The sequence below is a fragment of the Campylobacter sp. 2018MI34 genome (assembly GCF_016598975.1).
Taxonomy (GTDB): domain Bacteria; phylum Campylobacterota; class Campylobacteria; order Campylobacterales; family Campylobacteraceae; genus Campylobacter_D.
Genome location: NZ_JAENKS010000017.1, coordinates 19,114 through 28,227 on the forward strand (window position 1 = coordinate 19,114; position 9,114 = coordinate 28,227).

The following is a 9,114-nucleotide window of genomic DNA, read 5'->3' on the forward strand; positions in this document are numbered from 1 at the left end:
TACGCTTAGTTTCTAATTTGTCCTTGCCCGTTAATAATATATTTATAAGTACAGATTTCATTAATACCCATAGGGCCTCTAGCATGAAGTTTATTGGTAGAAATTCCAACTTCTCCTCCAAAGCCAAACTTAGACCCATCACTAAAACGCGTTGAAGCATTTATATATACACAAGCTGATTGAATAGTTTTTTTAAATTTTTCTATATTATTAAAATCATTAGAAAGTATAGCTTCTGAATGAGAAGAACTATATTTATTGATATGTTCTATTGCTTCTTGGCAATCATTTACTATCTTAATACTTAATTCATAAGAAAGCCATTCTGTATAAAAAGTTTCATCACTAGCTAAGGCAAATTCTAAATTTGAATTCTCAAAAAATGATAATGCATTTTTATGTGTATGAATTTTAACTTTAAATTCTTTTAGTTTAGGAATGAGCAAATTAAAAAAATCTTTAGCAATACTTTTATGCACTAATAAAGTTTCCAAAGCATTGCAAACACTTACTCTTTGGCATTTTGCATTTATAACAATTTTTAAAGCTTCTTCTAAATTAGCATTATAATCAACAAAAATATGACATAAACCTTTATCTTGCTTTATTAGAGGAATCTTAGTATTTTTAGAAAGTTCTTGTATCATTTTAGAGCTTCCTCTTGGAATAATAACATCAATTAAGTCATCCATTTTTAAAATAGAATATACATCATCTTTATTAAAAAACATAGAAAAACAATCGCCTAAATGATATTTGCTTAATACTTTATTTATAAGCGTAAAAATAGCTGTATTGGTATTTTTTGCCTCACTTCCCCCTTTTAAAATACAAGCATTAGAACTCTTAAGCATTAAAGCTATAATCTCAGCACTTAAAGCGGGTCTTGCTTCGTAAATAACACAAATTAGACCTATAGGAATTCTTATTTTTTGAATCAATAATCCATCTTCATTAACCCAGCCTTCTATAATACTTCCGATAGGATCCTGTAAATAAGCAATTTGCTCTAAACTCAAACAAAGATCCTTCAAACGATTTTTATTTAATAAAAGCCTATCTTTTAAGGCATCATCTTTTTTAAAATCATGCAAATCTTTTAAATTTTCTTCTAAAATAAAATCAGAATTTTCTTTTAAAATTTGTGCAAACTCTAAGATAATATTTTCTTTCAATTGAGGATTTAAATCATAAAGCTTTTGGGAGTTTTTTTTGATATTTTGAATAAAATTTCTCATTCTTTAACCCTTTATTTACAAAAAACTTGTTAAATTATACAAAAATATTCAATGAAAAAGGAAAAGAGTGGAAAAATTAGATTTAATTATTATTGGTGCCGGTCCAGCTGGAATAGGATGTGCCATAGAAGCTAAATTAAAAAATAAAAAAGTTTTAATTCTTGAAAAAACCAAAGAAATTTGCCAAACTCTAAGACAATTTTATAAAGATGGAAAAAGAGTTGATAAAGCTTATAAAGGTTTAGAAGGAGAAAATTATAGTCATATTCCTTTTGAAGATGGCACAAAAGAAAGCACTATAGAAGCTTTTGAATCTTTAATAAAAGAGCATAATATTAATATAGAATTTTCAAGTGAGGTAGAAAGCGTTAAACAAGATAAAGAAAGTTTTATAGTAACAACTTCTAAAAACACTTATGAATGTCAAAATATTATTATAGCCATAGGAAGAATGGGCAAACCTAACAAACCTGATTATAAATTACCTCCTACGCTTACTAAAATAATTAATTTTAATGCTAATAGCGTTCAAAATAATGAAAAAATTCTTATTGTTGGAGGAGGAAATTCTGCAGCAGAATATGCTGTTGATTTAGTAAATAAAAATCAAGTTTGCCTTTGTTATAGAAAAGATAAATTTACAAGATTAAATGATACTAATTTAAATGATGTAGAAAATGCAGCAAAGCAAAATAAATTATTATTAAAATTAGGTATTGATATCATAGAAATAGAAGATGAAAATTCAAAAGCAAAAGTAAAATTTAATGATGGGACCTTTGAAATTTATGATCGTATAATTTACGCTATTGGCGGTTCAACCCCTGTTGATTTTTTACAAAAATGTGGTGTTAGTGTTGATGATAAAGGAATTCCTTTGATTAATGAAAATAAAGAAAGTAATATTAAAGGAATATTTCTTGCAGGAGATATAACAACAAAAAATGGTGCTAGTATAGTTTGTGGTTTAAATGACGCAGCTAAAATCATTTCTGTGCTTAAATAATCTAAAGATTATTTAGCACCTTCAAGCTCATAAATCTTCTTTCTTTCGCTAGAACTTCCAATATTAAGTTGTTTTCTGTATTTTGTAATTGTCCTTCTTCCTATATCAATTTTAAATTCTTCTTGTATTGATTCTAAAATTTTAAGATCACTCAAAGGCTTTTTTTTGTTTTCGTTTTTAATTAAATTTACAATAAATTCTTTCACACTTGTATTTGAAGTTTCCCCATTTTCATCTAAGGCAACAGTAAAAAAATCTTTTAAAGGTATAAGACCTCTTTCACAACTTAAATATTTATTTGCAATTGCTCTTGATATAGTAGAAGTATTACGTTCTAAGTCATCTGCGATATTTTTTAAAGTCATAGGTTTAATTTCTTTGCCTAAGAAAAAATCATATTGATACTCTACTATCATAAGACCAATCTTATAAAGAGTAGCTTTTCTCATAGCCAAAGCATCAATTAAATTTTTAGCCTCCTTGATATAAGCACTCAAAAAATCGTGGTTCATTCCATCGGTTTCTAAAGATATTTCTGGATAATATTCATCATTTATTTTAACTTTTATTTCATCATTTTCTCTAAAAATAAAAATATCAGGAACTATTTGTTTGCTATCTTCAAAATATTCAATAAAAGGAGGTATGCTAAATTTTTTGATCAAAACTATTGCTTCTTTATAAAATTTTTCTTTTGTATAAGAACCTATATTTTCAAAATCTTTAATTAAAATTTTGCAAAATTCATAAAGTTCATCATCAATATCTAAATTATCTAAAGCAAATAAAAATGCCTCTTTATAATCTTTTGCTCCAACTCCTATAGGATCTAAAAATTTAAATCTTAATCTTATATTTTCAATTTCATCTTGACTCCATTCTTTTAAAAGCTCTTCATCAAATTCAAAATATCCTTCATGATTTAAACATTCTATAATTTTATATGCTATTTTTTGAGATTTTTCTGTAGGAAATAAAGGAGGAGTAATTTGTTCATTTAAAAGTTCATAAACACTTTTTTGTGCTATAGCCATATATTGAATATTTTGTGCTTGAATAGAATTTTTATAAAAATAATCCATATAATTTTTATTGCTATTAGTTTGAGAATTGATATTTTCCTTAACACTAATAAAAGGATTTTCTTTGCTAAAATCATCTAAGCTTTCTTTTAAATCTTCAATATTTGCTTGTAAAATAGGCAACCAACTTCTTAAAGTTTGAGAAAGTTTATTTTTTGGAGCTAATTTTTGTTTTAACATTAATCTAAGAGCTTAAACTCTGTCCCTAAATAATGCTTGATTACATCTTTATTATGTGCTATTTCTTTAGCACTACCACTAGCCAATAATGCACCTGATTTAATTACATAAGCCCTATCACAAATTGCTAAAGTTTCTCTTACATTATGATCGGTAATTAAAACACCAATATTTAAATTTTTAAGCTCATTGATTAGATTTTGAATTTCAGCAACAGCAATAGGATCAACACCAGCAAAAGGTTCATCAAGTAATAAGAATTTAGGATTGCATATTAAAGATCTTGCGATCTCACACCTTCTTCTCTCTCCTCCACTAAGGCTTAATCCTTTTCTTAAGCGAATAGGCTCTATACTTAAAAGCTCTAGCATTTGCTCTACTCTTTCTTTTAAAATTTTTTTATCTTTGTAAAAAATCTGTGCTGCCAAAAGTAGATTATCCTCTACACTTAAATCTTTAAAAATACTGCTTTCTTGTGGCAAATAACCAATACCTTCTCTGGCTCTTTTATTTAATGGTTCTTTTGTAATATCCTTTGAATCAAGTAAAACCTGACCGCTACTTGGCGCAATTAATCCACAAATCATATAAAAAGTTGTTGTCTTTCCAGCTCCATTAGGGCCTAAAAGGCCAACAACCTCTCCACTATTTAACTCCAAAGAAACACTATGAATAATTTTGGTTTTTTTGATTATTTTTTCCAAATTAAGAATTTCTAGCTTACTCATAAATTTTATACTTTCTCTTATCTTCAAATGGTTCAATTTCTACAAAAAGACTTTTCTTTCCAAAGCGATCAAGGCATTTTTTTAAATTTTCATCACCCCATTCCACTAAATGCAAAGCATTTTCAAAAAAATTTTCTATCAAAGCATTATCCAATAAAGATTTAAAACCTTTTTGATAAATATCATAATGATAAATTGTGTATTGATTATTAAAATACTTTTGCATTATTGAAAAGGTAGGAGAATCTACTAAATCTTTAACGCCTAAATATTTTACATATTCTTTAACTAAAGTTGTTTTTCCGCTTGCTAAATCACCTTTGAGTAAAATCACACCTTCTTTAGGTAGATACTCAAAAAGCTTATTAAGTTCATTTTGTTTTAAAATTATTTCTAGCATATTTTATTTACATACTCATTTTGTGATGTTTTGGGAATATTTTTAGTTGTAGGAATAGCTAAAACCTTATAATTTTGAATTCCACTATTAAAATGCAAAGAAATTATATCATTGACTTTTACTTCTTTACTTGCCTTAACTACATTCCCATTGATAAAAACCACACCATTTTTGCACATATCTTCAGAAATAGCACGTCTTTTTGTAATATTTACCACATTTAAAAATTTATCTATTCTCATAATTTAAATTATATCAAAAAAAATATATTTTGGAACAAAAAATGCTTATATTTAAAAATTTATCCATAAAATACAGATTAAAGATTAAAAAGTAGATTTTAAAGGGAAAAATAATAAAATTTACTCTATTATTGTTAAAAATTAAATATTAAGGAATATTTTATGAAAGTTTTACTGATAAAAGATGTAAAAAGTTTAGGTAAAGCAGGAGAAGTAAAAGAAGTAAAAGATGGATATGGACAAAACTTTCTTATAGGAAAAGGTTATGCTAAATTAGCTACAACGGAAGTTTTAAGAAAGTATGAAGCTCAAAAAAAGAAAGAAGCTGAAAATTTAAGATTTGAATTAGCAAATTTAGAAAAATTAAAAGAAGAATTAAGCAAAATTACTATTGAAATTGCAAAACCTGTCGGAGCAAATGGAAATTTATTTGGTGGAGTTACCAAAGATGAAATAGCACATGCTTTAAAAGAACAAAAAAATATTGAAATTGATAAAAAAACTTTAGAATGCGATACAATAAAAAATTTAGGACTGCATAGCGTTAGCTTAAAATTAGGACACAGCATTCACGCTCAATTTAACATCAATGTAAAGGCTGAATAATGTTTCACGCAACTACAATTTTAGCTTACAAAGGAAAAAATAAATCTGTTATTGGTGGTGATGGACAAGTAAGTTTTGGTAATACAGTTTTAAAGGCAAATGCTGTAAAAATTCGAAAACTTAACAATGGAAAAGTTTTAGCTGGCTTTGCAGGAAGTACGGCTGATGCTTTTAATCTCTTTGATATGTTTGAAAATTTACTTCAAAGTTCCAAAGGAGATCTTTTAAAGGCTGCAATTGATTTTTCAAAAGAATGGCGTAAAGATAAATTTTTAAGAAAATTAGAAGCAATGATGCTAGTACTTGATAGAGAGCATATATTTTTGCTTTCAGGAACTGGAGATGTAGTTGAACCAGAAGATGGAGCAATTGCAGCTATTGGAAGTGGCGGAAACTATGCTTTATCAGCTGCTAGAGCCTTAGCAAAGCATAGTGATTTAGATGAAGAAGAACTTGTAAAATCAAGCCTTCAAATCGCTGGAGAAATTTGTATTTATACCAATACAAATATTAAAACTTATTGCATAAAGGATAAAGAATGAATTTAACCCCTAAAGAAATTGTCCATTTTTTAGATGATTATATTATTGGTCAAAAAAATGCAAAAAAAATTATAGCTATTGCTCTAAGAAATCGTTACCGCAGAATGCAATTGAGTCCAGATCTTCAAGATGATATTATGCCTAAAAATATTCTTATGATCGGATCAACTGGGGTTGGAAAAACTGAAATTGCAAGAAGATTGGCTAAAATGATGGGCTTTCCATTTATTAAAATTGAAGCAAGTAAATATACAGAAGTTGGCTTTGTTGGACGCGATGTTGAAAGTATGGTAAGAGATTTAGCTAATGCAGCTTTAAATTTAGTCAAGAATGAATATAGAGAAAAAAATCAAGAAAAAATTAATCAATTTATAGAAGATAAAATCTTAGAAAAACTTTTACCTCCTTTGCCAAAAGGGGTTAGTGATGAAAAACAAGAAGAATATAAAAATAGCTTTGAAAAAATGAGAACTAAACTTAAAAATGGAGATCTTGATGAAAGTATGATTGAAATAGAAATTTCTCAAAATATGTTTGATACTAACCCAAATCTCCCACCTGAAATGGGTGCAATGCAAGATATAGTCAAAGTCATTGGAGTTGGAAGTAAAAAAGTAAAAAAAGAAATGAAAATTAAAGATGCTAAAAATGCTTTAAAAAATGAAGCAAGTGATAAAATACTTGATCAAGAAAGTATCAAAAATGAAGCTTTAAAAAGAGCAGAAAATGAAGGGATTATATTTATTGATGAGATTGATAAAATAGCAATTTCAAGTGGAAATTCAAGTAGGCAAGATCCTAGCAAAGAAGGAGTTCAAAGAGATTTACTTCCTATAGTCGAAGGAAGTAGTGTTCAAACAAAGCTTGGAACCTTAAAAACAGATCATATTCTTTTTATTGCTGCAGGAGCTTTTCATTTAAGCAAACCAAGCGACTTAATTCCTGAGCTTCAAGGACGCTTTCCTTTAAGAGTAGAGCTTGATAGTTTAGATGATAAGGCTCTTTATGAAATCTTAACACGACCTAAAAACTCATTATTAAAACAATACATAGAACTTTTAAAAACTGAAAAATTAGAACTTGAATTTGAAGATGAAGCGATAAAAGAAATAGCAAAAATTGCTTCAAAAGCTAACGAAGAAATGCAAGACATAGGAGCAAGACGCTTGCATACAGTTATAGAAAAACTTTTAGAAGACTTAAGTTTTGAGGCTGATTTGTATGCTGGTAAAAAATTTATAGTAGATAAAAATATGGTTAAAGAAAAATTGGAAAATGTAATAGAAAATAAAGATTTAGCAAGGTATATTTTGTGAAATCAGGCTTTGTGAGTGTTGTTGGTAGAACTAATGCTGGAAAAAGCACTTTAATCAATTCTTTACTTGAAGAAAAAATTACCATAGTCTCTCACAAACAAAATGCAACAAGACGCAAAATAAAAGCTATTTTAATGCACAATAATGATCAAATCATTATTGTGGATACTCCAGGTCTTCATAAAAGCTCTCAAAAAATTAATCAAATGTTAATTCAAAGTGCTATTAAATCCATTAGTGATTGTGATGTTATTTTATTTGTAGCAAGTATTTTTGATCCAATAAATGATTATGAAGATTTTTTAAATTTAAATCCTAAAGTACCACATATTGTGGTCATTAATAAAGTCGATTTAGCAAACAATATACAATTATTGCAAAAATTAAACGAATATAATCAATTTAACACTTTTAAAGCTGTTATTCCCTATTCTTCAAAGAAAAAATCTTACAAAAAAATTCTTCTAGATGAAATCGTTAAATATTTACCAGAACACGAATATTTTTATGATCCTCAATTTTTAACCACAAGTAATGAAAAAGATATTTATAGAGATTTTATTTTAGAAGCTATATATGAAAATTTGAGCGAAGAACTTCCTTATTGTAGTGAAGTTCTTATAAAAAAATTCAAAGATAAGAATGAAATTTTAATTATTGAAGCAGATATTATTACAGATACAAACTCTCATAAAGCTATGATTATAGGAAAAGAAGCCAAAACAATAAAAAGGATAGGCAAAGACGCAAGAATTAAAATTTCAAATTTTTCCCAAAAAAAAGTTTTACTAAAACTTTTTATTCAAATTAAAAAAAATTGGCAAAAAGATGAAAATTTTATAAAAAAGCTCTTAAATGAAGAAGATTAAAAATCAAATTACTTTTATCCCTTTTAATCAATTAATTTATACCCAAAAACAAGGAGAATTTGATAACGATTTATTATTTATTAACACTACAAAAGAATTAAATCTCACCCCCGCTTTTAAATATCAAATGAGCTTCATCAAGCAAAACAATACTTATCATATTTTTTTTACTTTGGTAGAAAATTTAAAATCTTTTAAATTTTGCTATCCAGAACCTTTACTTTTTAAAGTATTATTTGATGAAAAATTAATTAAAGAATCAAATTTTGCACTTATAAATTTTAATGAAAATTTTACTTTTTTAACTTTTTACCAAAATGGAAATCTACACGCGATCAAAAATTTACCCCAATTTAGTCTTGAAGACATAAGCTTAAAAAATCAAAATGAAAAAGAAAAACTTTTTTATGAAATTCTCTTTGAGCAAGGTCGTGTTTTAGAGCTTTTAAAATATTACAAAACTCAAATTTTTATTTTTTATAATGATAAATTTAAATTTAGTCAATTTTTAGTAAAACATATAGACATTTCTTTTTTGAATTTAGAAAACATCTTAAAAGAAAATAGCTTAGAAAAATTAAGCGTTTTAGCACAAAAACATCTTAATAATGATGCAAATTTTATTAAAATAACAAAAACGAATTTTACTCCTTATCTTAAAATTATTATTTTTTTCTTATTATGTTATTGTTTTTCTTTGGCAATTTTATTTTTAAAAAATTATTCATCCTATAAAGAAAATAAAATAACCAAAGAATATAATCAAAATTTAAATTATGAATTTCAAAGCATTATTAAAAAAAATAATAATACAAGTCAAGAAAATCAAGAATTAGTCTCTATGATTAATAATCAAAAATTATTATTAAAACAAAATGAAAATATTTTACTAGAATTAAATAAAA

Annotated in this window: 11 protein-coding genes; 6 read left to right on the forward strand and 5 right to left on the reverse strand. The window is 26.3% G+C overall.

Annotated elements, in window-relative coordinates; genetic code table 11:
* Positions 1–5: 5 nt before the first annotated feature.
* Positions 6–1,238 (reverse strand): glutamate-5-semialdehyde dehydrogenase, encoded by a 1,233-nt coding sequence (locus tag JG676_RS05575; RefSeq protein ID WP_200217577.1) that lies wholly within the window; start codon positions 1,236–1,238, stop codon positions 6–8.
* Positions 1,239–1,305: 67 nt separating this feature from the next.
* On the opposite strand from JG676_RS05575, the gene JG676_RS05580 reads away from it, so the two are divergent.
* On the forward strand, positions 1,306–2,244 hold the full coding sequence (locus JG676_RS05580; protein WP_200217578.1) for an NAD(P)-binding domain-containing protein: 939 nt from the start codon (positions 1,306–1,308) through the stop codon (positions 2,242–2,244).
* A gap of 8 nt (positions 2,245–2,252) precedes the next feature.
* On the opposite strand, the gene JG676_RS05585 is transcribed toward JG676_RS05580, so the two are convergent.
* From JG676_RS05585 to JG676_RS05600, 4 genes are read right to left on the reverse strand one after another with little or no spacing between them, the layout of a single operon-like run.
* Positions 2,253–3,506, reverse strand: coding sequence for an RNA polymerase factor sigma-54 (locus tag JG676_RS05585; protein ID WP_200217579.1), 1,254 nt, complete (start codon positions 3,504–3,506; stop codon positions 2,253–2,255).
* Positions 3,506–4,234, reverse strand: coding sequence for an LPS export ABC transporter ATP-binding protein (lptB, locus tag JG676_RS05590; protein ID WP_200170002.1), 729 nt, complete (start codon positions 4,232–4,234; stop codon positions 3,506–3,508). Before lptB ends, JG676_RS05585 begins: the two co-directional genes overlap by 1 nt.
* Entirely contained in the window at positions 4,227–4,634 is a 408-nt protein-coding gene (gene tsaE / locus JG676_RS05595) for a tRNA (adenosine(37)-N6)-threonylcarbamoyltransferase complex ATPase subunit type 1 TsaE (protein ID WP_200217580.1), read from the reverse strand. Before tsaE ends, lptB begins: the two co-directional genes overlap by 8 nt.
* On the reverse strand, positions 4,628–4,876 hold the full coding sequence (locus tag JG676_RS05600) for an RNA-binding S4 domain-containing protein (protein ID WP_200217581.1): 249 nt from the start codon (positions 4,874–4,876) through the stop codon (positions 4,628–4,630). The genes tsaE and JG676_RS05600 overlap by 7 nt, the downstream gene beginning before the upstream one ends.
* Positions 4,877–5,038: 162 nt before the next feature.
* Here JG676_RS05600 and rplI point away from each other — a divergent pair, with 162 nt between their 5' ends.
* The 5 genes from rplI to JG676_RS05625 all read left to right on the forward strand — a co-directional run.
* Entirely contained in the window at positions 5,039–5,482 is a 444-nt protein-coding gene (rplI, locus tag JG676_RS05605) for a 50S ribosomal protein L9 (protein ID WP_200169999.1), read from the forward strand.
* On the forward strand, positions 5,482–6,024 hold the full coding sequence (gene hslV / locus JG676_RS05610) for an ATP-dependent protease subunit HslV (RefSeq protein WP_200217582.1): 543 nt from the start codon (positions 5,482–5,484) through the stop codon (positions 6,022–6,024). The genes rplI and hslV overlap by 1 nt, the downstream gene beginning before the upstream one ends.
* Positions 6,021–7,340, forward strand: coding sequence for an ATP-dependent protease ATPase subunit HslU (gene hslU, locus JG676_RS05615; RefSeq protein ID WP_200169997.1), 1,320 nt, complete (start codon positions 6,021–6,023; stop codon positions 7,338–7,340). Before hslV ends, hslU begins: the two co-directional genes overlap by 4 nt.
* Complete coding sequence (gene era, locus JG676_RS05620; RefSeq protein WP_200217583.1) at positions 7,337–8,209, forward strand: GTPase Era; 873 nt, start codon at positions 7,337–7,339, stop codon at positions 8,207–8,209. Before hslU ends, era begins: the two co-directional genes overlap by 4 nt.
* Positions 8,196–9,114: hypothetical protein (locus JG676_RS05625; RefSeq protein WP_200217584.1), on the forward strand; the 919-nt coding region annotated here is incomplete at its 3' end. The genes era and JG676_RS05625, both read left to right, overlap by 14 nt.

What these genes read in the sequence shown, in the direction of transcription:
- JG676_RS05575 (WP_200217577.1), bottom strand. Translation starts at nt 1,238, where the DNA reads ATGAGAAATTTTATTCAAAATATCAAAAAAAACTCCCAAAAGCTTTAT.
- JG676_RS05585 (WP_200217579.1), bottom strand. Translation starts at nt 3,506, where the DNA reads ATGTTAAAACAAAAATTAGCTCCAAAAAATAAACTTTCTCAAACTTTA.
- lptB (WP_200170002.1), bottom strand. Translation starts at nt 4,234, where the DNA reads ATGAGTAAGCTAGAAATTCTTAATTTGGAAAAAATAATCAAAAAAACC.
- tsaE (WP_200217580.1), bottom strand. Translation starts at nt 4,634, where the DNA reads ATGCTAGAAATAATTTTAAAACAAAATGAACTTAATAAGCTTTTTGAG.
- JG676_RS05600 (WP_200217581.1), bottom strand. Translation starts at nt 4,876, where the DNA reads ATGAGAATAGATAAATTTTTAAATGTGGTAAATATTACAAAAAGACGT.
- rplI (WP_200169999.1), top strand. Translation starts at nt 5,039, where the DNA reads ATGAAAGTTTTACTGATAAAAGATGTAAAAAGTTTAGGTAAAGCAGGA.
- hslV (WP_200217582.1), top strand. Translation starts at nt 5,482, where the DNA reads ATGTTTCACGCAACTACAATTTTAGCTTACAAAGGAAAAAATAAATCT.
- hslU (WP_200169997.1), top strand. Translation starts at nt 6,021, where the DNA reads ATGAATTTAACCCCTAAAGAAATTGTCCATTTTTTAGATGATTATATT.